Origin of the sequence: Streptomyces sp. NPDC057287, assembly GCF_042667905.1 — a bacterium.
Classification (GTDB): Bacteria; Actinomycetota; Actinomycetes; order Streptomycetales; family Streptomycetaceae; genus Streptomyces.
In genome coordinates this window covers 523,429-549,712 of sequence record NZ_JBHUYV010000001.1, presented here as the reverse complement: position 1 = coordinate 549,712, position 26,284 = coordinate 523,429, and the positions used below count along the sequence as shown (strand labels likewise).

At 70.7% G+C, this 26,284-nt stretch carries 21 protein-coding genes and 2 tRNA genes; 14 read left to right on the top strand and 9 right to left on the bottom strand.

From position 1 onward, the window contains the following. Positions 1 to 163: 163 nt before the first annotated feature. The 5 genes from ACFUNE_RS02360 (at position 164) to ACFUNE_RS02340 (ending at position 4,646) form a co-directional block, all read left to right on the top strand. Positions 164 to 1,057: a hypothetical protein gene (locus tag ACFUNE_RS02360; RefSeq protein ID WP_383561318.1), complete on the top strand. Its 894-nt coding sequence runs from the start codon at positions 164 to 166 to the stop codon at positions 1,055 to 1,057. A 143-nt stretch (positions 1,058 to 1,200) separates the two neighbouring features. After that, positions 1,201 to 1,995, top strand: coding sequence for an HAD-IIA family hydrolase (locus tag ACFUNE_RS02355; protein ID WP_383561316.1), 795 nt, complete (start codon positions 1,201 to 1,203; stop codon positions 1,993 to 1,995). 66 nt (positions 1,996 to 2,061) lie between these two features. Next, entirely contained in the window at positions 2,062 to 2,625 is a 564-nt protein-coding gene (locus ACFUNE_RS02350) for a hypothetical protein (protein ID WP_383561314.1), read from the top strand. 1 nt (position 2,626) lies between these two features. Continuing rightward, positions 2,627 to 3,349, top strand: coding sequence for a class F sortase (locus ACFUNE_RS02345; RefSeq protein ID WP_383561312.1), 723 nt, complete (start codon positions 2,627 to 2,629; stop codon positions 3,347 to 3,349). A 286-nt stretch (positions 3,350 to 3,635) separates the two neighbouring features. Continuing rightward, positions 3,636 to 4,646 carry a glycoside hydrolase family 6 protein gene (locus ACFUNE_RS02340; protein WP_383561684.1) on the top strand — a complete coding sequence of 337 codons (1,011 nt, stop codon included), beginning with the start codon at positions 3,636 to 3,638 and terminating at the stop codon, positions 4,644 to 4,646. A gap of 37 nt (positions 4,647 to 4,683) precedes the next feature. Here ACFUNE_RS02340 and ACFUNE_RS02335 read toward each other — a convergent pair whose 3' ends face one another. The 4 genes from ACFUNE_RS02335 to ACFUNE_RS02320 all read right to left on the bottom strand — a co-directional run bounded on the left by ACFUNE_RS02335 (position 4,684) and on the right by ACFUNE_RS02320 (position 9,237). Further along, positions 4,684 to 4,935 (bottom strand): hypothetical protein, encoded by a 252-nt coding sequence (locus tag ACFUNE_RS02335; protein ID WP_383561310.1) that lies wholly within the window; start codon positions 4,933 to 4,935, stop codon positions 4,684 to 4,686. A gap of 67 nt (positions 4,936 to 5,002) precedes the next feature. Then, positions 5,003 to 6,937: a galactose oxidase-like domain-containing protein gene (locus tag ACFUNE_RS02330; protein ID WP_383561308.1), complete on the bottom strand. Its 1,935-nt coding sequence runs from the start codon at positions 6,935 to 6,937 to the stop codon at positions 5,003 to 5,005. Beyond that, complete coding sequence (locus ACFUNE_RS02325; protein ID WP_383561306.1) at positions 6,934 to 8,841, bottom strand: glycosyltransferase family 2 protein; 1,908 nt, start codon at positions 8,839 to 8,841, stop codon at positions 6,934 to 6,936. Before ACFUNE_RS02325 ends, ACFUNE_RS02330 begins: the two co-directional genes overlap by 4 nt. 322 nt (positions 8,842 to 9,163) lie before the next feature. After that, positions 9,164 to 9,237: transfer RNA gene (locus tag ACFUNE_RS02320), tRNA-Lys, on the bottom strand. Positions 9,238 to 9,406: 169 nt separating this feature from the next. Between ACFUNE_RS02320 and ACFUNE_RS02315 the strand changes: the two genes are divergently transcribed. From ACFUNE_RS02315 to ACFUNE_RS02305, 3 genes are all read left to right on the top strand, one after another. Further along, positions 9,407 to 10,693: a peptidoglycan-binding protein gene (locus ACFUNE_RS02315; RefSeq protein WP_383561304.1), complete on the top strand. Its 1,287-nt coding sequence runs from the start codon at positions 9,407 to 9,409 to the stop codon at positions 10,691 to 10,693. A gap of 22 nt (positions 10,694 to 10,715) precedes the next feature. Beyond that, complete coding sequence (locus ACFUNE_RS02310; RefSeq protein ID WP_383561302.1) at positions 10,716 to 12,875, top strand: SPFH domain-containing protein; 2,160 nt, start codon at positions 10,716 to 10,718, stop codon at positions 12,873 to 12,875. 168 nt (positions 12,876 to 13,043) lie between these two features. After that, complete coding sequence (locus ACFUNE_RS02305) at positions 13,044 to 13,634, top strand: lytic polysaccharide monooxygenase (RefSeq protein WP_383561300.1); 591 nt, start codon at positions 13,044 to 13,046, stop codon at positions 13,632 to 13,634. Between the two features lie 58 nt (positions 13,635 to 13,692). Here ACFUNE_RS02305 and ACFUNE_RS02300 read toward each other — a convergent pair. After that, positions 13,693 to 13,766, bottom strand: a tRNA-Lys gene (locus ACFUNE_RS02300). Between the two features lie 177 nt (positions 13,767 to 13,943). Here ACFUNE_RS02300 and ACFUNE_RS02295 point away from each other — a divergent pair. From ACFUNE_RS02295 to ACFUNE_RS02270, 6 genes are all read left to right on the top strand, one after another. Then, the gene (locus ACFUNE_RS02295; protein ID WP_383561298.1) at positions 13,944 to 14,954 is read left to right on the top strand and encodes a LacI family DNA-binding transcriptional regulator; all 1,011 of its coding nucleotides are present in this window, start codon (positions 13,944 to 13,946) and stop codon (positions 14,952 to 14,954) included. A gap of 158 nt (positions 14,955 to 15,112) precedes the next feature. Continuing rightward, positions 15,113 to 16,486 carry an ABC transporter substrate-binding protein gene (locus tag ACFUNE_RS02290; RefSeq protein ID WP_383561296.1) on the top strand — a complete coding sequence of 458 codons (1,374 nt, stop codon included), beginning with the start codon at positions 15,113 to 15,115 and terminating at the stop codon, positions 16,484 to 16,486. 7 nt (positions 16,487 to 16,493) lie between these two features. Beyond that, positions 16,494 to 17,465, top strand: coding sequence for a carbohydrate ABC transporter permease (locus ACFUNE_RS02285; RefSeq protein ID WP_383561294.1), 972 nt, complete (start codon positions 16,494 to 16,496; stop codon positions 17,463 to 17,465). A gap of 15 nt (positions 17,466 to 17,480) precedes the next feature. Further along, on the top strand, positions 17,481 to 18,368 hold the full coding sequence (locus ACFUNE_RS02280) for a carbohydrate ABC transporter permease (protein ID WP_383561292.1): 888 nt from the start codon (positions 17,481 to 17,483) through the stop codon (positions 18,366 to 18,368). A 28-nt stretch (positions 18,369 to 18,396) separates the two neighbouring features. Continuing rightward, complete coding sequence (locus tag ACFUNE_RS02275) at positions 18,397 to 21,342, top strand: carbohydrate-binding protein (protein WP_383561290.1); 2,946 nt, start codon at positions 18,397 to 18,399, stop codon at positions 21,340 to 21,342. 47 nt (positions 21,343 to 21,389) lie between these two features. Further along, positions 21,390 to 23,033, top strand: a complete 1,644-nt coding sequence (locus tag ACFUNE_RS02270; protein ID WP_383561288.1) for a glycoside hydrolase family 13 protein — start codon at positions 21,390 to 21,392, stop codon at positions 23,031 to 23,033. 68 nt (positions 23,034 to 23,101) lie between these two features. Here the strand turns inward: ACFUNE_RS02270 and ACFUNE_RS02265 are convergent, their stop codons facing one another. The 4 genes from ACFUNE_RS02265 to ehuC form a co-directional block, all read right to left on the bottom strand. Then, positions 23,102 to 23,860: an IclR family transcriptional regulator gene (locus ACFUNE_RS02265; protein WP_383561286.1), complete on the bottom strand. Its 759-nt coding sequence runs from the start codon at positions 23,858 to 23,860 to the stop codon at positions 23,102 to 23,104. 177 nt (positions 23,861 to 24,037) lie between these two features. Next, positions 24,038 to 24,904: an ectoine/hydroxyectoine ABC transporter ATP-binding protein EhuA gene (gene ehuA, locus ACFUNE_RS02260; protein WP_383561284.1), complete on the bottom strand. Its 867-nt coding sequence runs from the start codon at positions 24,902 to 24,904 to the stop codon at positions 24,038 to 24,040. Next, a complete protein-coding gene (gene ehuD / locus ACFUNE_RS02255; RefSeq protein ID WP_383561282.1) occupies positions 24,894 to 25,535 on the bottom strand; it encodes an ectoine/hydroxyectoine ABC transporter permease subunit EhuD in 642 nt (213 codons plus the stop codon). Before ehuD ends, ehuA begins: the two co-directional genes overlap by 11 nt. Further along, positions 25,532 to 26,266, bottom strand: a complete 735-nt coding sequence (ehuC, locus tag ACFUNE_RS02250) for an ectoine/hydroxyectoine ABC transporter permease subunit EhuC (protein ID WP_383561280.1) — start codon at positions 26,264 to 26,266, stop codon at positions 25,532 to 25,534. Before ehuC ends, ehuD begins: the two co-directional genes overlap by 4 nt. Between the last annotated feature and the right edge of the window lie 18 nt (positions 26,267 to 26,284).

Genomic DNA, 26,284 nt, shown 5'->3' with positions numbered 1-26,284 from the left:
GCGGAGTACCCCGCCCGCAGGTGGCGACGGGTCGCGCGCGCGTGACAGCGTCACGGACTGCAACGTATTGCCATGGCCATACGTCCGGCCAGGTGTGGCAGCGCCGCCGCTGGAGCCGACGCCCCACCGCCCGGCCGTTCGCGAGCAGCGAAGGGTGACCCCCATGTCCACCAGACCCCCCGCGCGACTGCGCGACGGCCGTGCCCTGACCCGCCTCGGGCTGGCCGCCGGACTGGTCGTCCCGGCCGGACTCCTCGGCGTCCCGGCGGCCATCGCCATCCCGGTCACCGCCCCCGCCGCCACCCCCGCCGTGGCGGGCCCGGCGGCCGGTACCGCGGCCGCGGGGTCGGAGCGGCCCGCCTGCGGTGACCCGGACGCCGAGGACTTCCCCATCGGGACACGGATCCACGGAGGCCCCGACAGCTACGCCTCCGGCGGCGGCTACGGGACCTGGTACCTCGACCTCACCAACACCACCTCCGAACCGTGCCACTCCATCCACCCCGTCCTGGTGCTCACCGACGAGGACCGGACGCTGACCGCCGAACAGATCCAGCTGGAGTTCACCGAGCGCGCACACCCCGACGAGGAACACCGTGTGAGCTGGGAGTCCACCGACCGCGACGAACAGATCGGCGTCTTCGGAAGCGGTGAGGAGGACGACGACTTCCCCGGCTTCACCGTCCCCGCGAAGAAGACCGTCACGGTCGAGGTCCGGATGGCCTTCACCTCCGACACCCGGCCCGGCAAGGTCACCGCCCGCGCGGCCATCGTCCAGCGGCGCACCGCCCGGGACGAGGCCGAGCAGGCCGGCACGGCCGCCGACGGGGACTGGGTGGGGGAGTCGGCCGCGTACGAGTTCGTCATCACCGAGAGCGGTATCGAGGCCCCCGAGGACACCGGGAGCACGATGGACGCGGCGGGCGACCCCGTGCCCGAACTCGCCCGCACCGGCCAGGCCCGCGCACGCTGGGCCGGCCTCGCGTCGGGGGCGTTCGTCCTCGCCGGAGCCGCCGCCATTATCCACGCCAGACGCCTGCGCGCGGGCCGTCGCTGACCCGGTGCCGCGGGTTCCCTGTGATCCACCGGTTCCGTCCGGCGGAACGGTCAGCCTAAAATCGGGGCGTCGGCGCTGCACAGCGCGGTGCCGCCGGCGTCCAGCACCCCGAGTGCACAGCGCGTACGGCAGGAGCCCGTCACATGGCAGAGCGCAAGCCGATCGAATCCTGGCTGACCGACATGGACGGCGTCCTCATCCACGAGGGCACGCCGATCCCCGGGGCCGACGCCTTCATCAAGCGGCTGCGGGACTCCGGACTGCCCTTCCTGGTCCTCACCAACAACTCCATCTACACCGCCCGTGACCTGCACGCGCGCCTCAAGCGCATGGGTCTGGACGTGCCCGTGGAGAACATCTGGACCTCCGCCCTGGCCACCGCGCAGTTCCTCGACGACCAGCGGCCGCGCGGCACGGCGTACGTCATCGGCGAGGCGGGGCTCACCACCGCGCTGCACGACATCGGCTACGTCCTCACCGACCACGAGCCCGACTACGTCGTGCTGGGGGAGACCCGGACCTACAGCTTCGAGGCGCTCACCAAGGCGATCCGGCTGATCAACGGCGGCTCGCGCTTCATCTGCACCAACCCGGACGAGACCGGACCCTCCGCAGAGGGCCCGCTGCCCGCGACCGGTTCGGTGGCCGCGCTGATCACCAAGGCCACGGGCAAGGCCCCGTACTTCGCGGGCAAGCCCAACCCGCTGATGATGCGCACCGGGCTCAACGCCATCGGCGCCCACTCCGAGACGTCCGCCATGATCGGCGACCGGATGGACACCGACGTCCTCGCCGGCCTGGAGGCGGGCATGCAGACCTTCCTGGTCCTGACGGGCCTGACCACGGAGGCCGACATGGACCGCTACCCCTTCCGGCCCTCCACCGTCGTCGAGTCGATCGCGGACCTCGTCGAGCTGGTCGACCTGCCCGTGCCGTAACCCGACCGGGCTACAGCGGATGCGGGACGCCGCCCCACGCGTGAACCTTCACTCAGGAGGTTTACGATGCGTTCACTGCCCCTCACGTTCTGTGCCGCACTGGTGGCCGGGACGATAGCCCTTCCCGCGTCCGCCGCACTGGCCGAGTCGAAAGCCGATGACCCCAGGGACGAGAAGCGTTCGGGAACGGTCTCGGTCAGTCCGTCCCGTGTCTCCCCCGGCGGGGAGGTGGAACTCCGGGTCGACGTCTGCGGCAAGGGCAGGTCGGCCCGGGGCAACTCCGAAGCGTTCGCTTCCGAAGCGCGCTTCGAGCCGGACGGCGGCAAAGGTCTCGTCGCCGAGGCCCGGATCCGCTCCGACGCGGCACCCGACGACTACGAGGTCTGGGTGACCTGCAAGGACGGCCACGGCAAGGCCACGGGCACGGTCACCGTCGTCCGTCACAGCCGCCCTTCGCCCGTCGCCCCCGTCCGGGCCGGCGGCGGAGGCACCGCGGTGCTCGCCGAGGAGGCCGCGGCCGACGAAGGTCCCGGCACCCGGCACGCGGTGATCGGGCTCGGACTCGGTGCCGTCGCGGCAGTCGCCGTCGCGTTGCGCAGCACGCGCCGCCGCCGCTCGGCGCAGCACTGACATGACCGCCACCGACCGTCCCGCCGGAACGGGACGGCTGCTGACCGGCGTCGCGTGGGCCGTACTCCTGCTGGGGCTGTGGCTGTGGGGGCGAGCGGCCACCGCCGGCAACTCGGCCCCGACGACCGGCGACGTCGCGGCGGTCGGCCGCCCCCTGGGTGTACCGCTGCCCCCCGCTCACGATCCGCTCGACGGAGCCCTGCCGCAGCGGGTCGAGATCCCCTCCATCGGGATCGACGCGACCGTCGTGCGGCGCGGGCTGGACGACGAGGGGGCGATCGAACCCCCGCCGTTCGAGACGCCGAAGGCCGTCGGCTGGTACGCGGAGGGCACCGAGCCCGGCACCGAGGGCGCCGCGCTCTTCGTCGGCCACGTCGACACCGAGACGAAGCCCGCCGTGTTCTACGGACTCAGTGCGGCGAGGCCGGGCGAGAAGGTCCGGGTGAGCCGGTCCGACGGGAAGACCGCCGAATTCACCATCGACGACGTCCAGGTCTTCACCCGGGAACGCTTCGACGCGCAGAAGGCGTACGGGCCCCGCGAGGACGGGCGGGCCGAGCTCCGTCTGATCACCTGCGGCGGCACGTACGACCACGCGTCCCATGCGTACACCGCCAACGTCGTCGTCTCCGCCTACCTGACGGCGGAGAAGGACGCGGAGGACGGCGCGGAGCCGCGCGACGCCAAGAACCCGCGGGAGGGGCCGCGTCCGACGCTCCCGTAGCCGCCCGGAACGCCCCGGACGGACAACCTGGCCCGGTCGGCGCCCGCTCCCCCTCGGAGCCGCCGGCCGGGCCGGTCCTCGACCGCGGGCGTCCGGGCTGCGGGAGTAGGCCGGGCGCGACGCGGGAGGTCGGGTCGTTCCTCCTGGCACGACACTGTAGGCCGACCACTCCCGGGGCGCGGAGAGTTTTCGGAAGGATGTCCGGATCCGGGCGGGAGCGTCCGGGGCACGGAGCGCTGTGCCAGGATGGATTCGACCGGCGGTGCGCCAGTACAAGGGGGAGTGGATGTACGGCAGTTACACCGGACTGAGGGTGCGCGCGGCAGCCGGGACGGCTGCCGTTCTGCTGCTGGCCGGGTGTTCCTCGTCCGACGGCGACGGGAAGGGCGCACCGGCCGCCGCCGGCCGGCAGCCCGAGGGGGGCGCCCCGTACTGGGTCAACCCCGACGGGAACGCCGCGCAGCAGGTCGCCGCCTATGCGAAGGACGGCGAGAAGGAGAACGCCGAGCTGATCCGGAAGATCGCGGAGCAGCCCGTGGGGGAGTGGATCGCGCCGGACGATCCTCAGGGCGCGGCGAAGGGCTTCACCGAGGCGGCCGAGCAGGCCGGACGTGAGGCGTTGCTCGTCCTCTACAACATCCCGCACCGGGACTGCGGTCAGTTCTCCAAGGGCGGGGCCGCGGACGGCGACGCGTACCGCGCGTGGCTGGACGGCGTCGCCCGGGGCATCGGCGACCGCCGTGCCACCGTGGTCCTGGAGCCGGACGCCCTGCTGCACCTGGTGGACGGGTGCACGCCGCAGGAGTTCCACGAGGAGCGCTACGACCTGCTCAAGGGCGCGGTCGAGCGTCTGAAGCAACAGCCGGGCACCACGGTGTACATGGACGCGGGCAACGCCGGGTGGCAGTCGCCGGACGCGCTGTTCGAGCCCTTGCGGCGGGCCGGGATCGCGGCGGCGGACGGCTTCGCGGTGAACGTGTCCAACTACCAGACCACCCGCGTCAGCACGGAGTTCGGCAAGCGGCTGTCGGCGAAGGTGGGCGGCAAGCCGTTCGTGATCGACACCAGTCGCAACGGCAACGGCCCGTACGACGGGGGCGACCCCGCGGAGACCTGGTGCAACCCGCCGGGCCGTGCGCTCGGCGAGTCCCCGACGACGGACACGGGCGACGAACTGGTGGACGCCTACCTGTGGGTCAAGCGGCCGGGAGAGTCGGACGGCGACTGCAAGGGCGGCCCGAAGGCCGGGGACTGGTGGCCGGAGTACGCGCTGGGACTGGCCCGCGCCACGAAGTAGCCAGGGCGGGCCCTGCCGTCACCGGGGTGGCGCGCCTTCAGATCCCGGCCGTTTCGAGCACCGTCCGGACGAACGCGCGCACCTTCGGGGTGTTCCCGGTGGCTGACCGCAGGAGGCCGTACTCCACCACCGGAGCGTCGCGGAAGGGGACGGGGACGATGTCCGGGCGGGCGTAGTTGTGGGCCGCGCGTGCGCAGGTGGGGCAGACCCCCTTGCCGGCGGCGACCAGGGCGAGCACCTCTGGTTCCGGCCGATCGCCGGGACCAGCACCCTGGACAGCGCCCTCCACGAGCTCCTGGGCGCCGGAGCCGCCCTCGTGGGAGCGGGCCGGGGGCTCCTCCCGTACCGGACGGCCGCTAGGGGATCTCCACCCACATGCCCTCCGACGGAGTGCCGTCGGCGTCGGTGACGAAGAGCATGTACCAGCCGGACGGGACCAGGGCCCTGTTCTCCGGGACCGTCACGGTGACGCCGTCGCCGGACTTCTCCATCTCCAGGTCGATCGACCGCTGGTCCGTGTCCGTGACGTGGGTGACCGCGCTCGGACGCATCAGCTTTGCCGAGGTGATCGACGAGGCGTGCCGGGTGGTGAACAGCCCCGTGCCGCCCCGGGAGATGCTCCTGGGGCCTGCGGTCAGCTCGGGACGCCCGCCGCGGAACAGGTACGGCGGCGTGTAGATCTCGATGCGCTGCTCGAACGTGCCGGGCCGTGTGTTCGCCCGGTCCGCGTACAGCGGGTCGGAGCCGAAGATCATGACCCGGCCGTCGGGGAGCAGCACGGACCCCGAGTGGTAGTTGCGCCCCACCGCCGGGTCCGCGACCCGGCGGTAGGCGTCCGACGCCGCGTCGTACAGCCTGGCCTGCAGGAGGTCCGAACCGCCGCGTCCCCGGTAGTCGTCGGAGCCGCCGGTGACGAGCAGGGAGTCGTCGGGGAGGAGGGAAGCGCTCGGGTAGCGGGTGCCCTCATCGAGGGAGGCGCCGTCCGTGAAGCGCGGCTCGTCCTCCGTCAGGTCGACGAGCCGTGACTTCTCGCTGGACCTGGCGGACTCGCCGACCCCGCCGCCGCCGATCACCATGTACTTCTCGTCCTGCGCCGGGGGCAGCCGTACGGTCGCGGAGGTCTCCAGCCTGTCCGGGTCGCCGATCCCGGGGATCTTCGTGAAGGTGTTGGAGTCGAGGTCCCAGACGCCCGGTTCGCGGCCCACGTCGGCGGGACCGTAGCCGGCGTTGGAACCGGAGTAGAAGAGCTTGCCGTTGTTCATCAGGAAGACGGCGGGATAGGTGGGGAACCTCCGGACCACGCCGGTGTACTCCCACGTCTTCGTCTCCGGGTCGTAGACCTCGTCCTTGCCGGGCACGATCTGGCCGATCTCGTCCAGACCGGAGAGGGAGAGGACCCTGCCGTCCTCGAGGGTGGTGAGCGTCGGGTACCAGCGGGCCTCGTTCATCGGGTCGACGCCGATGTACTTCTCGGCCACCGGGTCGAATTCGTAAGCCTCCCTGATGCCCTGGAAGTCCTTCTTGTCCAGGGCCAGCTTCTGCGCGATCCCGTACACGTTGCGGGCGTCGGAGCCCGAGAGCCCCGATATCCGGTAGTTGTCCTCGGCTCCGGTCCCATGCTTCGTCCCGGACCTCTGCGCCTCGACGTAGATGCGGCCCAGGCCCGGTTCGTTGCGGATGAACGCGCCGGTCCGCTTGTCGAAGACCTTGGTGGCCTTCTCCACCAGCACCGGGTCCTTGGAGACGAACGTCCTGTGGTTGCCCTTGCCGGTGAAGCGGGTGCCCGCGGGGAGGGTGACCGGCTTGTCCGGGTCCTCGTTGTGGACGATCATCAGGCCGCCGGCCTTGGTGACGTCGCCTTCGAGTTTCTCGTACCGCTTGGTGCCGCCCGCTATGAGGAGCTTCCCGTCGGGGAGCTGGGTGTGCCCGGCGCAGAACATGTCCTTCGGCGTTGCGATGTTCTTCCAGGTGTTCTCCTCCGGGTCCCACAGCACCGAACGGAAGCTCTTCGCGTCGAAGTTCTCCTGGTCGTTGCCGGATCCCGCGACGAGCAGCACCTTGCCGGTGTGCAGCAGCGCGGCGTGGATCGTGTTGATCCGGAACTCCGCGGGGACGTCCAGGAAGTCCCAGTGGCCGTTCTCCGCCTTGTAGTCCTGCTGGTCGATGGCGTACGCGTGGTAGTGCTCGGTGCCGAAGCGGTAGAGCCACGGCCCGTTCGCCCCGGCGAGCGCCAGGACCACCGCCGTACCGATCGCCAGGCGGCGGGTACGGCGGCTCGGACGGTACTTCATGTGTGACGTCCCCCAAGGGCGGTCTGCAGGGTGTCCTCGTCGCCCGCCCGCGAGGGCTCGGACCGCGGTACGGGCCGGGGTGCCGGCGCGGGCGGTCCGCCGCGGCGCTTCCTCCGCTCGGCGCGGACCGTGTACCGCCAGCCGACGATCGGCGCGGCGGTGATCAGCAGCGCCAGGCACGCCCAGGTGAGCATCGCCGGGTGGCTGTGGCCGAGGACGAAGGACGCGGCGATCGAGCCGCCGAAGACGAGGATGAAGAAGAGGTGGATGCGGAAGGTCCCGAAGAGGGTGTCCGGGCTGGACGAGTCGCCCTTGGGCGTCACCACGAAGGAGCTCTTGCGGCGCAGCACCGCGTCCATCAGGGAGCGGGCGTAGACGGGCGCGGAGAGCGCGGACATCACCATGCCCGCCAGGCCGCCGGAGCCCTCGGGCTCGTGCGGTGAGACGTTGTGGCGGCGGTTCCAGACGTAGAGGCCGATCTGGAGCGCCGAGGCGTTGCCGTACAGCATCATCCAGATCACCGGGTCGATCTGGACGCCGGAGGCGCCCGTGCCGAGGAACAGGGCGCAGCTCAGGGCGGCGAGGATCCAGTTCATGGCCGACATCGGGTAGAAGATGATCATCATCGTGTAGTTGAGGAGCTTGCCTGCCGGGAGCGAGAACCAGCCCTTCCAGTACTGCTTGAGGATCGTCTCGTACGTGCCCCGGGACCAGCGCAGCTGCTGGGTGAAGAAGTCGGTCCACGCGGTCGGCCCCTCGCCGACGGCCAGGACGTCCGGGGTGTAGACCGAGCGCCACTTCCTGCCGGTGAGCGGGTTGCGGTGGCGGTGGATCTCGAAGCCGGTGGCCATGTCCTCGGTGATCGAGTCGTAGAGGCCGCCGACCTGCTTGAGGGCCGAGATCCGTACGGCGTTGCTCGTGCCGACGAACATCGGGGAGCCGTAGCGGTTGCCCGCGCGCTGGATCAGCGCGTGGAAGAGGAACTGCTGGGACTCGGCGGCCTTCGTGACGAAGGTGTCGTAGTTGCCGTAGACCTGCGGGCCGATGACGAAGCCGATGTCCGGGTCACGGAAGTAACCGAGCATCCGCTCCAGGTAGTTGGGGAGGGGTATGTGATCGGTGTCGACCGAGGCGAAGAAGTCGTAGGCGTCACCGTGGGCGTCGAGCCAGGCGTTGTAGTTGCCGTGCTTCGTCCTCGCCCGGTGCGGGCCCTTCGCCTGGTTCCAGCGGGCGACGCCCTTGCGGGAGAAGTGGTGGACCCCGAGGCGGGCGCAGACCTCCTTCACGGCCGGGTCGTCGCCCTCGTCGAGGAGCCAGACGTCCATCGGTCCGCGGTGCCTGATCCGCACGGCCGCGTCGAGCGTCCTCGTCACCATCTCCAGGGGCTCCTTGCCCGGGACGAAGGAAGTGAGGAAGGCGACCTTCGTGCCGCTCTCCGGTATGACGGGGACCGGGTCGCGGGCCACGAGCGTGGCGTGCGCGTTCGACAGGACGTTCATCGTGCGGAAGAGCTCGATGAGGCCGATCGACACCAGCATCACGACGTCGAGGGCGAGCAGGGTGTCGTTCCGGAGGTTCGGGTCGCGCTCGGTCCAGTGCTCGGGCTGCATCAGCCATGCGAAGAGGCCCAGCGAGACGAGCGGTGCGGCGCCCAGCAGCAGGGCCGCGCGTATCCGGTGGGTCTCCCGGGAGAGCAGCGAGCGGTAGCGCACGGTGTACGGCCGGCCGGGATCCGGCTGGGTCAGAGGTCCGGCGAGCCGGCTGTAGTGCTCGTAGTCGTAGCGCGGCAGCGCCTTCCCGGGCTGCCGTCCCGGTCTCCCGGCGCGCGGCTGCGGAGGCAGCCGCAGCTGGACCGTCCGGGCAGGGTCGTGGTGCTGCCGGTCGCCTGACGGCGTCGACGTCATGGTCATCCCCCCGCACGCAGGTCGCCCTGCGTGATTCTTGCTGTCCGTGCCTGAGCGGCCCCCGCCCCGGGAGGAGGCCGCTCGTCGTCCTCCCGGCTCCGGGGGATCCGTGGCTCCCCCGGGCGGCGCCTGGTCAGGTTGTCCGATTACGCGACATGAACGCAAGGGTGAAAAAGGGTAGTTTGTCAGCCATACGTGCGAATTGGGGAATGCCGCGCAGGGGGCGTGCGGGAGTGACGAAAGGCGCCCCGGGGGCACGTTCGCGCTGCGGCAGGCACGAACAAGGCCCCCTCACACTCGGTGAGGGGGCCTTGTCGTTGCGTGCGCCGTCAGGGACTCGAACCCCGGACCCGCTGATTAAGAGTCAGCTGCTCTAACCAACTGAGCTAACGGCGCCTGCTGACCTGGAGAACTTTACCCGATGTGCGGGAGTGCTCCTGACCAATTCCTCTCCGCCCCGGCCTGTCGGATGGTCGTTTTGTCCCTTTAATCCGTCACCATGAGATATGCCCGGAAAGTTGAGACGCGGAAGATCTGGACGACTGCCGAGGGGAAGAGGAGTCCAATGACTGTGCCGGTCTTCGAGGAGTACGAACCCGATGCCGACTGCGGCTGTCCGGGCTGCGCCCAGCGGCGTCGTACGGCCGCCGCACTGCCCGTACGCCACGGCGGCCACCGCGCCGCGCACGGTGCGCGGCGGGCGCTGGTGCTGGTCACCGCGGCGGGGGTGGTCCTGTCCTGCGGGGCGGCCCAGGCGGCTGCCACCGCCGCCGGCCGGGACACCCGCACCGGCACGGAGGCCGACCCCCAGCCGGTCACCCCGCAGGGCACCGTCGGGCCGCTGAACAGCGACGGAGCCTCGGGGCCGCCCGCCGCTCCGGGCACGGCGCAGCGCACGACGACCCGGACCGAGATCATCAACCGCGCCAAGAAGTGGGTGACCGCGAAGGTCCCGTACGACATGGCGGCGTACTGGTCCGACGGCTACCGCCAGGACTGCTCCGGCTTCGTGTCGATGGCGTGGAACCTCGGCACCAACGAGTGGACCGGCAGCCTCGCCGGCTTCGGCACGAAGATCGCCCGGGCCGACCTGGAGCCCGGCGACATCCTCCTCTTCCACAACCTGGCCGACCCCGCCGTGGGGTCCCACGTCACGGTCTTCGGGGGCTGGACCGACCACACGCACAGCCACTACCTCGCGTACGAGCAGACCCGCCCGAACGCCCGCAAGGCGACGACGCCGATGGCGTACTGGAGCAACTCCTCCCAGTACGTGGCCTACCGCTACAAGGGCATCGTCAGCGGGGCGAGCGGGAGCGGCTCGGCGACGGCGTTCCCGGGGGCGGCGAAGTTCGCCACCGGCGCGAGCAACGCGCACGTCACCCGGCTCGGGAAGATGCTCATCGCCCAGGGCGGCAAGCGCTTCTACAAGCAGGGCGCGGGACCCCGCTGGGGCGACGCCGACAAACGGGCGACCCAGGCGTTCCAGCTGGCGCAGGGGTGGAAGGGCAAGGAGGCCGACGGCATCCCCGGCCCGCACACCTGGCGCCTGCTGGTCAGCGGCACCGGACGAAAGATCCCCGCCGCCGGGACGGGCGGCAGCACGGCCGGCACCGCGGCGTACCCGGGGCGGAGCCACTTCCAGCCTGGGCAGGCCAACAGCCACGTCCGGCAGCTCGGAACCCAACTGGTGAAGAAGGGATACGGCGCGCACTACGTGACGGGCCCCGGTACGCGCTGGACGGAGGCGGACCGCCGCAACGTCGAGGCGTTCCAGCGCGCCCAGGGCTGGAGCGGGGCGGCGGCGGACGGATACCCGGGGCCGGAGACATGGCGGCGGCTCTTCTCGTGACGGCTGAAGCGACGGAACGGACATGACGGAGGCGGGAATGCGGTCGACGGAGAACGTACGGGGCGAGTGGGACGAGCTCGGCGAGCGGGACACGCGGGTGATCGTGCCCGGGCCCGGGGCGGGGGACGGGCAGGAGGAACGGCCGACGGAGGTGCTGCGGGTGACGGATGCGTACGAGGCGGGGGTGCCGGGGCCCGGCGCGGAGCCGGACCCGGCGGCGGAGCGGTCCGCCGGAGCGGTGACGGAGCGGTCTGCCGGGACGGTGACGGACGCGGCCGGGACGGTGACGGACGCGGCCGGGACGGCGGAGGCCGTTCCCGCGAGGGCCGTACGTCCGGCGTGGGGCGTGCCCGCTGTGGCGGACGCCTCCACGGCGGTCGTCGTCCCTGTCGAGGTGGAGGGACCTTCCGTGGCCGACGGCGCTGCCTCGGACGGCGGTGCTTCCGTGCCGGACGGGCCCCGTGTGTGGGGCGGGCCGCGGGTGCTGGAAGAGGCTTCCGTGCTGGACGGGCCGTCCGTGGTGGAGGACGAAGACATCCCGGCTGATCTGGGGCCCGCCCTGGACGCCGTGGCCGTCGTGGGCCGCGCCACACCGGTGGACGCCGTCCCTGTCGACCTGGACCTGGACCTGGACCCGGGTCCGGATCTCGATCTGCAGCTGGACCCGGAGCCGCCGTACGTCCCGGAGTTCACCCCGGAGCCGTCGGCCGGCCGGGAGTTGCCGGGCCCTGAGTCCGTACCGGGTCCGCCGCCGGTCCCCGCGTGGGCCGCAGGCCCGGACGCGGCGGAGGAGCACCCTCCGGCGGACCCCCACTCCGACCTCGGCCTCGACCTCGACCCGGACCCGGACCCGGAGCGCGGGCAGGGCGGCCGGCCGGATCTCCGGAAGCCGGTGCCCGGCGGGGCGGGCACGCCCGGGGCCGGGGAGCCCGGTGCGGGTGAGAGTGCTCCGGTGACGCTGACCGTCGGTGCCGCGGACCCGGTCGCCTGGTGGGGTGCCGGACGCAGGCAGCCCGTCATCGCCACCGAGACCACCGCGCCCATCCCCGTCCACCTGCTCTTCCGCGACGACGGCCGCGACGACGGCCGCGACGACGGCCGCGACGACGGCCGCGGCGCCGGCGCCGGCTACGACACCGGCTACGACGCCGGGTCTGCCGGGCCGGGCCGCACCACTGCGGGGGCCGGCGCCGGTACCGTACGGCGGCCCGGGGACCGGCGCACGCCCCTGCAGCGCGCCGCCCAGGTGCAGGCGCCCACCCGGTCCGCGCCCCTCGCCGACCCCCGGCTCACCGAGCGGCCCGGACCCGTGCTGCCCGGCTGGGTGGCACTCCTCACCGCGGCCACGGGCGCGGCGGCGGGGCTCGCCGTGCTGTGGTGGCAGGGCGCGGTGCCCGCCGCGGTGACCAACTGGCTCGGGCTCGGGCACCGTTCGTACGACGGTCTCGGCAGCGGTGCCTGGGCGCTTATCGCGCTGGCGGTGGCCGTGGCCCTGTTCGCGCTCTGCGGACTCGGGCGGGGCCGGGCCGGACACGCCTCGGTGCTGACGCTCTTCGGCGACTACCGGGGCAGCGTCCGGCGCACCGGTCTCCTCTGGGTCTCCCCGCTCCTGCTGCGCCGCCGGATGGACGTGCGCCTGCGGCACTGGCGCAGTGAGCCGCTTCCCGCCGTGGACGCGAGCGGTACCGCTCTGCGTGCGGTCGTCCTGGTGGTCTGGCGGGTGAGGGACACCGCGCGGGCCCTGTTCGGCGTGGCGGACCACGAGCGCTATCTGAGCGACCAGGTGGAGGCGGCGCTGGCCCGGGTCCTCTCGCAGCTGCCGGCCGACGCCTTCCACGAGGACACCCGGACCCTGCGCGACGCGGAGGCGGTGGGCGACGCGCTGACCCGGATGGTGAGGGCCGACTGCGCGCCCGTGGGCATCGAGGTGTATTCGGCGCAGCCGACCGGGATCGAGTACGCCCCCGAGGTCGCGGCCGCGATGCGGCGCTGCCGGGTGGCGGCCATCGACGCCAGGCACCGGGACAGCGTGCTGACGTCCGTGGTCGACGCGGTGGACGACACGATCGGCCGACTGACCGCCCGCGGCATCGTCGAACTCGACACCTACGAACACAAGGCGCTGGTCAGGGATCTGACGGTGGCTTTCTACACCGGCCGCAGCGGCGGAGAAGGGGCCTGACGGCTTCCGGTTGCACGGGGGCGTGCGCTGAAACCCGATCCACATTGGTCTGGACATGTTCATGCCGCGTCAATAATCTGGACTTGGTCTAGACCGCACAAGCGATGCGCGCAGCACAGCTCAGAACATCCCCAGAACATCCCCCACGTTCTCGAGGAGCGACACAGCATGCGGAAAAGGGCAAGCGCGGCCGTCATCGGCCTGGCGATAGCGGGCGTCTCCATGTTCGCGACGAGCGGCGCCAGCAGTCACGGCTACACGGACTCACCCATCAGCCGGCAGAAGCTCTGCGCCAACGGCACCGTCACCGGCTGCGGCAACATCCAGTGGGAACCGCAGAGCGTCGAGGGTCCCAAGGGCTTCCCGGCGGCCGGGCCCGCGGACGGCAAGATCTGTTCCGGCGGGAACAGCAGCTTCACCCAGCTCGACGACCCCCGCGGGGGCGCCTGGCCCGCCACCAAGGTCACCTCGGGGCAGGGCTACAGCTTCCGCTGGCAGTTCACGGCCCGCCACTCCACGAGTGACTTCCGGTACTACATCACCAAGAACGGCTGGGACTCCACGAAGCCGCTCACCAGGGCCGCGCTGGAGTCGCAGCCCTTCATGACCGTGCCCTACGGGAACCAGCAGCCGCCGGCGACGCTGACCCACCAGGGCTCGATGCCCACCCAGAAGACGGGCAAGCACATCATCCTGGCCGTCTGGAACGTCGCGGACACCAGCAACGCGTTCTACGCGTGCTCCGACGTGCAGTTCTGACACAGCGCAACGCACAGTGGGCGGTCTCCTCGGAGGGAGACCGCCCACTGTGTTGTCGTGCGCCGTCAGGGACTCGAACCCCGGACCCGCTGATTAAGAGTCAGCTGCTCTAACCAACTGAGCTAACGGCGCCTGCTGACTCGAAAATAATACCTGGTCCGCAGGGGTGCTGTTGACACGTGCCGCGCCCCCTCCGTGTGGCCCCCCCCACCCCCGCCCCGCTGCCGCCCCGGGGCCACTTCGCAGAGAAAGTCATTTTCTTTCGTAAGTGATCTTTGATTTTGCGTAGCTCTTTGTAAGGTGAGCTCCGTGACGAAACGACGACTCTCTCAGGTGGCCGAGTACGCGGGTGTCAGTGAGGCGACGGTCAGCCGCGTCCTGAACGGCAGCCCCGATGTGGCGAGCACGACGCGTGAGGCGGTGCTGAGCGCCCTGGACGTGTGCGGGATCGAGAGACCGAGCCGCTACCGGGCCGAGCGTGCCGCTCTGATCGGCCTGGTCGTGCCCGATCTGCAGAATCCGATCTTCTCGGCGTTCGCCGAGGCCCTGTGCGGACTGCTCAACAAGCGGGGGCTCATACCCGTCCTCTGCACCAGGACGGCCGACGGCGTCTCCGAGGCGCACTACATCGAGATGCTGCTGCGGCAGAACATCGGCGGCATCGTCTTCATCGGCGCCAGCTACGCCGACGCCGGCCCCGAACACGGCCGTGCGCTGCGGGAACGCAGGATCCCGATGGTGCTGATCAACGCGGCCGACGAGAACACGGGCGTGCCCCAGGTCAGGGTGGACGACGCGCTCGCCGCCGACCAGGCGCTGACGCACCTGTCGGCGCTGGGGCACGAGCGGATCGGGGTGATCCTCGGCCCGGTGGGGCACGTGCCCTCGGCCCGGAAGCTCGCCGGGTTCGCCGCCTTCTGCGCACGTCGGGGCATCGCCGCGGACGACTGGCGGCGGCTGGTCGCGCACGCGCTGTTCACGATGGAGGGCGGCGCCACGGCGTTGCCCCGGCTGCTGGCGGAAGGGGTCACCGGCATCGTTTGCGCCAGCGACGCCCTGGCGCTCGGGGCCGTCCGGGGCGCCCGCCGTCAGGGGGTGTCCGTGCCCCGGGACCTCTCGGTGGTCGGCTTCGACGATTCGCCGTTCATGGTGGCCACCGACCCGCCGCTGACCACCGCCCGGCAGCCGATCCAATCGATGGCCTCGGCGGTCGTGGCCTCCCTGGTGGCGCAGATCGACGGCCATGCGGGAGCAAACGAACTGATGATGTTCGACACCGAGCTGATCGTCCGGGGGTCCACCGCCGCCCGGCCCCGCTGAGCGGGCCGGATCGGTGTCGTGTTTCTTGCACAAGCCGCTGAGATTACTTTCTTGCGTAGATGCATTGACTTCTTGCGTAACCGGCTTCTACCTTCAGCGCAGCTCAGTGCTCGGGGTCCGACAACCCCGCAGCGGACCTCCAGGAAGGCACGATCCCCATGGTTGGCATGCCCGTCATCAGCAGACGTCAGCTTCTCGGCTCGGCGACGGCCGTCGCCCTCTCCCTAGCCCTCACGGCGTGCGGCGGCTCCGGATCCTCGCCGTCGGGCGTGGACAAGAACGGCGTGGTCACGATCAGCGTGAACGGCATGCCCGCCAAGACGCAGGCCGTCGACCGCAAGAACTTCATGGAGGACGTCGCGGCCTTCGAGAAGAGCCACCCGAAGATCAAGATCGACGCCCGTGAGGGCCAGATGGACCCGAAGACCTTCACGGCGAAGCTCGCGGGCGGCCAGCTGGAGGACGTGTACTACGTCTACTTCACCGACCCGGCCGGGCTGATCCAGCGCCGCCAGGCGGCCGACATCAGCAAGTACGTCGGCGACGTGCCGTACTTCGAGGACATCGACCCGGCGCTGATGAAGGTCTTCAAGGACGGCGAGGGCAAGACGTACGGCCTGCCCACCGGCAACTACTCGATGGGCCTGCTCTACAACCGGGATCTCTTCGGCAAGGCCGGACTCGACCCCGACAAGCCGCCGGCCACCTGGGAGGAGGTCCGCACCGCCGCGAAGAAGATCAGCGCGCTCGGTGACGGCACGGTCGGATACGCCGACTACAGCAAGAACAACCAGGGCGGCTGGCACCTCACCTCGTGGATCTACTCCATGGGCGGTGAGGTGGCCACGAAGCAGGACGGCCGCTGGAAGGCCGCCTTCGACAGCGAGGCCGGCCACAAGGCCCTCAACGCCCTGCACGACATGCGCTGGACGGACAAGAGCATGGGCACCCGCCAGCTCCTGGAGATAGCCGACGTCCAGAAGATGATGGGCTCCGGCAAGCTGGGGATGTACATGGCGGGCCCCGACAACATCCCCACCATCGTCAAGCAGTTCGAGCGCGAGTACGAGGAGTACGGCCTGGCCGCGCTGCCCGGGACCGCGACCCTCGGTGGCGGCGACGGCTTCATGTTCAACCCGAAGGCCTCGCCGGAGAAGATCAAGGCCGGGCTGGCGTGGGTCCAGTGGAAGTACCTGCGGAGCCCCGAGCGCGAGAAGGTCGACAGCAAGAGGTCCAAGGAGACGGGCGTGCCGATCGGGCTGCCGCAGCCCCGGCTGCTCGCGGGCGAGGCGCAGGCGGAGATCGACAGGATCCACGAGCAGTACGCCAACACCCCGGTGAAGAACTACCAGCCGTTCATCGAGCGCAACGCCCAGGTGGAGACCAAGGTCGAGCCGCCCAACGCCCAGCAGCTCTACACCGTCCTCGACGGTGTCATGCAGGCCGTGCTCACCAAGGAGGACGCGGACATCGACGCGCTTCTGGCCGAAGCCGCCAAGAAGGCCGACACCATCCTCACCTCGGTGAAGTGACGTGACGATGTCCCTCCAGCCCCTCTCCACCGCGGCGGAGAAGGCCACCGGCGAAGACAGCTCCCCGTCCGGGTCCGCGCCCCGGACGGGGGTGCCGGCCACGCGGTCCCGGCTGCGCCGGACCGTGCGGGAGAACCTGGTCGCCTACCTCTTCCTCGCCGCGGGTGTGCTCTGCTTCGCACTCTTCTCCTGGTACCCGATCGTGCGCGGGATCCTGCTCGGCTTCCAGCAGGTCACCTTCGCCGAACCCGCCCGGTGGGTGGGCCTGGACAACTTCCGGCGGCTGGTGGACGACCCGCTGTTCCTGACCGCCTGGCAGAACACCGGCTACTTCACCCTGCTCGCCCTCGTCTTCGGCTTCGCCGCACCGTTCGCCACCGCCGTCGTCCTGAACGAACTGCGGCACGGGCGCGCGTACCTCCGCATGACCGTCTACCTCCCGGTCATGCTGCCGTCGATCGTCACCATGCTGCTCTGGCGCCAGTTCTACGACCCCGGGCCGGGCCTGTTCAACAACGCGCTGGAGGTCCTCCAGCTGCCGGCCCAGCAGTGGCTGGAGTCGGAGAACCTCGCCATGGTGTCCCTGGTCCTCGTCTCGACCTGGGCCAACATGGGCACGACCACCCTGATCTACCTGGCGGCGCTCGGCGGCATCCCCGGCGAGCTGTACGAGGCGGCGGAGCTCGACGGCGCGTCGATCCGGCAGCGGCTGTGGCACGTCACGGTCCCGCAGATGCGCTTCATCCTGATGATCACGCTGCTGCTGCAGGTCATCGGCACGATGCAGGTCTTCGTCGAACCCTTCGTCCTCACCGGCGGCGGGCCCGACGACGCCACCGTCACCGTGCTCCTGCTCCTGTACCGCTACGCCTTCGTCTACAACGACTTCGGCCTGGCCAGCGCCATGAGCACCCTGCTCTTCGTGGTGCTCGGCCTCTTCTCCGTCGTCTACCTGCGCCTGACCCGCAGCAAGGGCTGAGAGGAACCCGCCGCCATGGCCGCCGAAACCCCCGTACGCACACTGATCGCGCCCACCGAGATGAACCGGCGCACCGGCCGGTTCCTCCACCGCTTCGTGCTCGTCGCCACCCTCACCGGCTTCACGATCGCCTTCGTCTTCCCGCTCTACTGGATGACGACGGGAGCGGTGAAGTCCTCGTCCGAGCTCGCCGACCCGAACCCCAGCCTCTTCCCCGAGAGCTGGCACCCCGAGAGCTACACGGACGCCTGGACCAACGTCGGGCTCGGACACTTCTTCCTCAACACGCTGGTGCTGGCCCTCGGCGCCTGGCTGACCCAGCTGCTGGTCGACGTGTCCGCCGCCTACGCGCTGTCCAAGCTGCGGCCCCTGCTCGGCAACGTCGTCCTCGGCATGATGCTGGCGACGCTGATGCTCCCGGTGTCGGCGCTGCTCGTACCGACGTACCTGACGGTGGTCGACGTGCCGTTGTTCCACGTCAACCTCATCAACACGCCGTTCGCGATCTGGCTGCCGGCCGCCGCCAACGCCTTCAACATCTTCATCCTCAAGCGGTTCTTCGACCAGATCCCCGCCGAACTCCTCGACTCCGCACGCATCGACGGTGCGGGCACGCTCAGGGTTCTGGTCTCGGTGGTCCTGCCGCTGTCCCGGCCGGTGCTCGCGGTGGTGTCGATCTTCGCGGTCGTGGGGGTCTGGAAGGACTTCCTCTGGCCGATGCTCGTCCTCCCCGACGAGGCGAAGCAGCCCATCACCGTCGCGCTCAACCGGCTCTCCGAGTTCATGCCGGCCAACCAGCTCCTGGCCGGGATGGTCATGGCGAGCATCCCCCTGCTCGTCCTCTTCCTGATCTTCCAGCGCCACATCATCGCGGGTCTCACCGCGGGCAGCCTCAAGGGCTGACCCACCCCCACAGGAAGGACACACAGACGTGTCTCCTGCACCAAGAAAGCGCTCCCGGGCCGCTGTCCGGCTCACGTTCCCCGTCCTCGCGTCCCTCCTCGGCACCGTCCTGTACGCGACGGCACCGGCGCAGGCGGCCACCGTCACGGTGGAAGCCGAGTCGGCCCAGCTGTCCGGGGGCGCCGCCGTCTCCACCGACCACAGCGGCTACACCGGATCCGGCTTCGTCGGCGGATTCACCGACGCCCACAAGGGCGCCGCCTCGGTGTCCTTCGGCGTGACCGCCCAGGCCGCCGGCACCGGTTCCGTAGCCCTGCGGTACGCGAACGGCACCGGCGCGACGATGACGCTGAGCCTGTACGTCAACGGGGCCAAGGTCCGCCAGGTCAGCCTGGCGCCGACGGCGAACTGGGACACCTGGGCCACGCAACGGGAGACGGTCACCTACGCCAAGGGGGCCAACACCGTCGCCTGGACGTTCACCGCGGCCGACAGCGGCAACGTCAACATCGACAACAGCACCACCGACACCTCCGCGGGCACCGGGACCCCGACCCCCTCCGGCGCCCTGGAGGCGGAGTCCGCGCAGCTCACGGGCGGCGCCGTTGCCGCCACCGACCACTCCGGCTTCACCGGGGCGGGCTTCGCGGGCGGCCTCACCGACGCCAACAAGGGCTCCGCCTCCGTCTCCTTCGGCGTGAACTCCGCCGAGGCCGGGGCCGGTTCGGTGTCCCTGCGGTACGCGAACGGCACCGGCGCGACGATGACGCTGAGCCTGTACGTCAACGGGGCCAAGGTCCGCCAGGTCAGCCTGCCGGCGACGGCGAACTGGGACACCTGGGCCGCGCACGAGGAGGCGGTGACGTACGCGAAGGGGGCCAACACCGTCGCCTGGACGTTCACCTCGGCCGACAGCGGCAACGTCAACATCGACAGCCTCACCCCGTCCACGCCCACCACGCCGACCGACCCGGGCGGCCCCACCACGCTGACCCACCAGGCCGAGGACGCCTTCGCCTCCGGCGGACCGGCGAAGGCCACCGCCGCCTCCGGCTACGAGGGCAGCGCCTACCTCTCCGGCTTCACCGCCACCGGTGCCCGCGCCGTCTTCGCGGTGAACGCCCCCAGCGCCGCGACGTACCCGGTGACCGTGCGCTACCGCACCCCCGACGCGACCGCGTCGACCGTCACCCTGGTGGCCAACGGCACCACCGTCCGCCGGCTGACCCTGCCCGGCACCGGGGGTGCCTGGAAGAGCGCATCGACCGACGCCCCGCTGCGGGCCGCGCTCAACCACGTCACCCTGCGCACCGCCTCCGGGGACAACGGCACCCTCCAGCTCGACGGCATCGGGGTCACCGGCTCCACGCCCGACAGCACCCGGGGCGCGACCATGCCGTACACCGCCTACGAGGCCGAGAGCGGCAGCACGAACGCCGGCACGACCGGTCCCGACCGCACCTACCTGACCGTCCCGTCCGAGGCGTCGGGCCGCAAGGCCGTCGTCCTGGACGCCACCGGCGAGTACGTGCAGTTCACGCTGACCAAGCCCGCCAACGCCCTGACCCTGCGCTACTCCGTCCCGGACAACGCGGCGGGCACCGGCATCGACACCACACTCAGCGTCTACGCCAACGGCACCCAGCTCCGGGACCTGCCCCTCAGCTCCAAGTACAGCTGGGTCTACGGCGGCTACCCCTACACCAACAACCCCTCCCAGGGCTCGGGCCACCACTTCTTCGACGAGACCCGCACCCTCCTGACCGGGACGCTCCCGGCGGGCACCGTGCTGAAGTTCCAGAAGGACGCGGGCGACACCGCCGCGTCCTACACCCTGGACCTCGTCGAGACCGAGGCCGCGCCCGCCGCCCTGACCATGCCGTCCACCGGCTTCGTCTCCGCGACCACGCTCGGCGTCACCCCGAACGACTCCGGCGACGACACCAACGCCCTGAACACGGCCCTGAACACGGCCACCTCACAGGGCAAGGGGCTCTGGCTGCCCGCCGGTACGTACGACATCTCCGGGCACGTCGACCTGGCCGGGGCCGACCTGCGCGGGGCCGGCCAGTGGTACACCGTGCTGCGCGGCAAGAACGGCAAGGGCGGCCTCTTCGGACGCGGCGGCACCAGCAACGTCCAGGACCTGATGATCGCCGGGGACGTCTCCTACCGGGACGACGCCAACTTCGACGCGGCCGTCGAGGGCGACTTCGGGAACGGGTCCACCCTGACGAACATATGGATCCAGCACACCAAGGTCGGGCTCTGGATCGACGCCCCGACCAACGGCCTGTACGCCTCCGGGCTCCGCATCCGCGACACCTTCGCGGACGGCGTCAACCTCCACAAGGGGACCAGGGCGACCGAGGTCTCCCACAGCAGCGTCCGCAACACCGGTGACGACGGACTGGCGATGTTCTCCGAGGCCCAGGCGGTCACGGACAGCGCGTTCCGCTTCAACACCGTGCAGCTCCCGATGCTCGCCAACACGGTCGGCATCTACGGCGGCCACGGCAACCGGGTCGAGGACAACCTCCTCGCCGACACGGTCACCGGCTCGTCCGGCATCGCCATCAGCAGCCGCTTCGCGCCGGTGCCCTTCAGCGGGACGACGTCCGTGCAGCGCAACACCCTGACGCGCACGGGCGGTTACGAACCGAACTGGCAGAGCAAGCTCGGCGCCCTCTGGATCTACGCCGACTCCTCCGACATCACCGCGCCCGTCCTCGTCAAGGACAACGAGATCCTCGACAGCACCTACAGCGGGCTGCTCGTCTCCTGGCAGAAGAACGTCAGCGCGCTCACCGTCGACGGGCTCAAGATCGACAAGGCCGGTTCGTACGGCATCGAGATCAACTCCGCGGGAGCCGGAAACTTCTCCCGCGTGACCGTGAGCGGCGCCGCCGCCGGCGGTCTCTCCAGTGCGGGTGGCTTCACGATCACCCGGGGCGCCGGCAACACCGGCTGGTAGCCCGAACGGTGCGGGCCCGCCCCTGACCTGCGGGCCCGCACCACCCCATGTATACCGAGCAAGGAGTCTCAGTGACCACCCACTGGTGGCGGCACGCCGCGATCTACCAGATCTACGTACGCAGCTTCGCGGACGGCGACGGGGACGGCACCGGCGATCTCGCCGGAGTCCGCAGCCGCCTCCCGTATCTGCGCGGGCTCGGCGTCGACGCCCTGTGGTTCAACCCCTGGTACACCTCGCCGATGGCCGACGGGGGATACGACGTGGCGGACTACCGCGACATCGACCCCCTCTTCGGCACCCTCGCGGAGGCCGAGCAGCTCATCACCGAAGCCCACGAGCACGGGCTTCGGGTCCTGATCGACCTGGTGCCCAACCACTGCTCCGACCAGCACGTCTGGTTCCGCGACGCGCTCGCCGCGGGCCCCGGATCCCCGGAGCGCGAGCGCTTCTGGTTCGTCCCCGGCCGGGGCGAGGACGGAGGGCTGCCGCCCAACGACTGGACCTCGTACTTCGGCGGCAGCGCGTGGACCCGCGTGACGGAGGCCGACGGCACCGCCGGGCCCTGGTACCTCCACATGTTCGCGCCCGAGCAGCCCGACCTGAACTGGGAACACCCGGAGGTCCGAACCGAGTTCGAGGACGTCCTGCGCTTCTGGCTGGACCGGGGCGTGGACGGCTTCCGCATCGACGTCGCCCACGGCCTGGCGAAGAAGCCGGGCCTGCCCGACGTCGGCCCGGACCCCGACGTCACGGACCTGCCGTACCAGGACTGCGACGCCGTGCACGACATCTACCGCTCCTGGCGCAAGATCCTCGACGGCTACGACGGCGAGCGCACGTTCGTCGGGGAGGTCTGGCTGCCGACCCCCGAGCAGTCGGCCCGCTACCTCCGCCCCGACGAGCTGCACTCGGCGTTCAACTTCGAGTTCCTGTGCTGCGCGTGGGACGCGGACGCGCTGCGCCGTGTCGTCGAGGAGACCCTCGCCGGGCTGGCGCCGGTGGGGGCGCCGCCCACCTGGGTCCTGTCCAACCACGACACGATCCGGCACGTCACGCGCTACGGCCGCGCGGACACCTCGTTCGACATGGGTGACAAGCGGCTGCTCGACCCGAGCGACCCGGTGCTCGGGCGCAGCCGGGCCAGGGCGGCCGCGCTGCTGACCCTGTCCCTGCCCGGCGGGGTCTACGTCTACCAGGGGGACGAGCTGGGCCTGCCCGAGGTGCAGGACCTGCCCGACGAACTGCTCCAGGACCCGACCTTCGTGCGCTCGGGGGGTAAGGACCGGGGACGTGACGGGTGCCGGGTGCCGTTGCCGTGGAGCGGGTCGGGGGCATCGTTCGGCTTCTCGCCCGAGTCGGCCACCGCGTCCCCCTGGCTTCCGCAGCCGGCCTCCTGGTCCGCTCTGAGCGTCGCCGCTCAGGAGACGGACCCGGACTCCTTCCTCAGTCTCTACCGGGCCGCACTCGCCCTGCGCCGTGAGCGCCTGGCCGTCCTGCCGGAGTCGTTGAGCTGGGTCGACGCGGGGCCGGGGACGGTGTGCTTCGACCGGGACGGCGGCTTCCGCTGCGTGCTGAACGCCTCGGACTCCGCCGTGCCGCTGCCGGCGGGCGCGGACGTCCTGATCGCCAGCGGCCCGCTTCCGGACGGGGAGCTGCCCCCGGACACGGCGGTCTGGCTGTCCCTCTAGGGTTCTCGCTCACTCCGATGTCCCCGGCCGCCGTCCGGGCCGCCGGGGACATCACGGTCCTGTGGGGCTCAGAGGGCCAGCGACAGCAGCACCGGCGCCGCGCGCCGGTTCAGCGTGGCGGCGGCGGCCCGCAGCCGGTGCGCGTGCTCGATGGGCAGGGACAGGGCGAGGCAGCCGGCGGACGAGCCCGCCGTCAGGGGAACCGCCGCGCACACCGTGCCCACGGCGTACTCCTGCAGATCCAGGACCGGCACGGTCGCCGGCTGGCTGTCCAGCTTGGAGAACAGCACCTTCTCGCTGGTGATAGTCCGCGACGTCAGCCGCGCGATCCGGTGCCGGGAGAGGTGGTCGCGCCGGCCGTTCTGGTCGAGCTGCGTCAGCAGGCACTTCCCGATCGCGCTGGCGTGCGCCGCCGAGCGGAAGTCCACCCACTCGTTGACCGCGGGGGTGCGCGGCCCGTCCGCCACCTGCGTGACGCGGATCTCCCCGTCGACGTACCGGCTGACGTAGACCGCCGCACCGACCGAATCCCGCAGCTGCACCAGCGTCTGCTGGAGCTTCGCCTCGACGGCCAGCTTGCGGGCGGCGCCGGAGCCGAGCTCGAGGAGTGAGGAACCGACGATGTAGGCGCCGTCGGTGATCTGCTCGACGTACCCCTCGCGGCGCAGCGTCAGCAGGAGGGGGGTGAGGTGCCCGGGCGGCAGCCCCGTCTCCCGGGAGATCCGGGCCTCGGTCACACCGCCGCCGTGCGTCGACACGGACTCGAGCACACGCAAGGCGTACTGCACCGAATGGAACGGCGCCTTCGGCTCGGGCTTCAACGCCACGGTTCCCCCCTTTAGGGTCTCTACCAGGTTGTGACCACAAGCTCACGACCTACGATAGTCGCCAACTGGCCGAATGGGAGGGGCTGTCGGGGAGTTGATGGTGCGCCCCACCACCGTCAGCTGGGGCGCACCCGGACGGCATATGCCAAGGTCATGAGTACTGTGCCAAGGGCAAGGTCACAGCACCGCGTTGAGGAACTCGCGCGTGCGTTCGTGTTCGGGATCGGTGAATATTTTTTCGGGGGAACCGGACTCCACGACCCGTCCCGCGTCGAACATCAGTACCTTCTCCGACACGTCCCGGGCGAAGTTCATCTCGTGGGTCACACAGAGCATCGTGATGTCGGTGGACCTGGCGATGTCGCCCAGCAGATCCAGCACCCCGGCCACGAGCTCGGGGTCCAGCGCCGACGTCACCTCGTCGAGCAGCAGGATCTCGGGCCGCATCGCGAGTGCGCGGGCGATGGCGACGCGCTGCTGCTGGCCGCCGGAGAGCTGCGAGGGATGGGCGTCGGTCTTCCCGGAGAGTCCGACCAGGTCGAGCAGCTCCCGGGCCCGTGACTCCGCCTCGTCGCGGTCCATTCCCAGCACGTTGACCGGCGCCTCGGTGATGTTCTGGAGCACCTTCATGTTCGGGAAGAGGTTGAACTGCTGGAAGACCATCCCGATCTTCTTCCGGGACTCCCGCAGCTCCTTCTCGCCCGCGGGCCTGAGCGAGCCGGACGCCGTGCGCACGTGTGAGAGCGGCGAGCCGTCGACCCAGATCACGCCGTCGCTGACCCTCTCCAGCGTCATCAGCAGCCGCAGGATGGTGGTCTTGCCCGAGCCGCTCGGCCCGATCAGGGTGACGTGCTCTCCCCGTCGCACGGTGAAGTCCAGCTCGTCCAGGACCACATGGTCGCCGTAGCGCTTGACGACCCTGTCGAAGCGGACCAGGGGCTCGACGCCGGTGACCAGGGTGTCCGGAGCCGCGTCCACGGTCTTCTGCAGGGGCACGGACCCGGCGCCCGCGGGGTCCTTGGGGGGTGCGGATTCAGTGGCCAAGGCGCTTCTCCAGCTTTCTCATCAGCAGCGAGGTGGGGTAGCTCGCGACCAGGAAGACCAGGCCGGCGAGCGTGAATGCCTCGGTGTACGCGAAGTGGTCGGCCCCGTACTGCCGGGCCTCGAAGACCATTTCGTGCACCGTGATCACGGCGAGGAAGGGGGTCTCCTTGAACATCGAGATCGCGTAGTTGCCGAGGGCCGGCAGCACGTTGCGCACCGCCTGCGGCAGGATCACGGCCTGCCAGGTCCGCCGGGGGCTGAGCGAGAGCGCCCGGCAGGCCTCCCACTGGCCCTTGGGCACACCGTCGATGCCCGCCCGGTACACCTCGGAGGTGTACGCGGCGTAGTGGACGCCGAGGACCACGATGCCGATGGTCAGCGGCTCCACGGAGGTGAAGAGCGCCGCCGCGCCGACCAGCTGCACCAGCAGCGGGGTGGCGCGTACGAACTCCATCACCGCCTTCACCGGCACCGTCACGAACCGGGAGGGCGCGCGGCCGGCCACCGCGATGGCGAGCCCGAGCACCGCCGCGAGGAGGGTGCCGATCACGGTCGCGAGCAGGGTGACCCGGAATCCTTCGAGCAGCAGGGGGACCGTGTCCCCCGCCGCGTCCCAGTCGAACGTGTTCACCGGGCACCTCCGGCCGTGGCGACGGCTTCCGCCGTGCGGGTCCTGAGCAGGCTGCGCGCCCCGGTGTGGAGGCCGAGCCGGCGCTTGGCCGACCGCTCCAGGAGGTTCATCAGCAGCGTCAGCGCGTAGGCGAGCACGAAGTAGACGGCCAGCAGCAGCAGGTACGCGGTGAGGGTCTCACCGGTGAGGCTGCGGATGTGCTCGATCGTGGTCATGAAGTCGGCCGCGGAGATCAGCCACAGCAGCGGCGTGCACTTCAGCAGCTGGATCAGCAGGTTGGTGAAGGAGGGGATCATCTGCACCCAGGCCTGCGGCAGGATCACCTTCCGCATCCGGTGCAGCGGCGTCATGTTCAGGGCCACGGCCGCCTCGTACTGGGCGCGGGGGACGGAGTTGATCGCGCCGCGCACGATCTCCGACCCGTAGGCCCCGTAGTTCAGCCCGAAGGCGACGACTCCGCAGAGCAGCGGGGTCAGTTCGTACCCGGTCAGCTGCGGCATCGCGTAGTAGAGCCAGAACAGCTGGATGTAGAGGGAGGTGCCGCGGAAGAACTCCACGACGGTCCGGGAGACCCCGCGCACCAGCAGCAGTCGGCTGCCCGCCGCGAGGCCGAGGGCGAACGACAGGAACAGTGCGAGCAGGGATCCCAGGACGGTGGCCTGGATCGTCACCCACAGGCCCGATCCGACCTGGGGGAGCTCGTCGAGGAGAGTGGAGAAGAAGTCGCTCATACGGTGCGGTCCGCCTTC

Coding starts and splice junctions, on each gene's coding strand:
- ACFUNE_RS02360 (WP_383561318.1), top strand. CDS start 164: ATGTCCACCAGACCCCCCGCGCGACTGCGCGACGGCCGTGCCCTGACC.
- ACFUNE_RS02355 (WP_383561316.1), top strand. CDS start 1,201: ATGGCAGAGCGCAAGCCGATCGAATCCTGGCTGACCGACATGGACGGC.
- ACFUNE_RS02350 (WP_383561314.1), top strand. CDS start 2,062: ATGCGTTCACTGCCCCTCACGTTCTGTGCCGCACTGGTGGCCGGGACG.
- ACFUNE_RS02345 (WP_383561312.1), top strand. CDS start 2,627: ATGACCGCCACCGACCGTCCCGCCGGAACGGGACGGCTGCTGACCGGC.
- ACFUNE_RS02340 (WP_383561684.1), top strand. CDS start 3,636: ATGTACGGCAGTTACACCGGACTGAGGGTGCGCGCGGCAGCCGGGACG.
- ACFUNE_RS02330 (WP_383561308.1), bottom strand. CDS start 6,937: ATGAAGTACCGTCCGAGCCGCCGTACCCGCCGCCTGGCGATCGGTACG.
- ACFUNE_RS02325 (WP_383561306.1), bottom strand. CDS start 8,841: ATGACGTCGACGCCGTCAGGCGACCGGCAGCACCACGACCCTGCCCGG.
- ACFUNE_RS02315 (WP_383561304.1), top strand. CDS start 9,407: ATGACTGTGCCGGTCTTCGAGGAGTACGAACCCGATGCCGACTGCGGC.
- ACFUNE_RS02310 (WP_383561302.1), top strand. CDS start 10,716: ATGACGGAGGCGGGAATGCGGTCGACGGAGAACGTACGGGGCGAGTGG.
- ACFUNE_RS02305 (WP_383561300.1), top strand. CDS start 13,044: ATGCGGAAAAGGGCAAGCGCGGCCGTCATCGGCCTGGCGATAGCGGGC.
- ACFUNE_RS02290 (WP_383561296.1), top strand. CDS start 15,113: ATGGTTGGCATGCCCGTCATCAGCAGACGTCAGCTTCTCGGCTCGGCG.
- ACFUNE_RS02285 (WP_383561294.1), top strand. CDS start 16,494: ATGTCCCTCCAGCCCCTCTCCACCGCGGCGGAGAAGGCCACCGGCGAA.
- ACFUNE_RS02280 (WP_383561292.1), top strand. CDS start 17,481: ATGGCCGCCGAAACCCCCGTACGCACACTGATCGCGCCCACCGAGATG.
- ACFUNE_RS02270 (WP_383561288.1), top strand. CDS start 21,390: ATGTATACCGAGCAAGGAGTCTCAGTGACCACCCACTGGTGGCGGCAC.
- ehuC (WP_383561280.1), bottom strand. CDS start 26,266: ATGAGCGACTTCTTCTCCACTCTCCTCGACGAGCTCCCCCAGGTCGGA.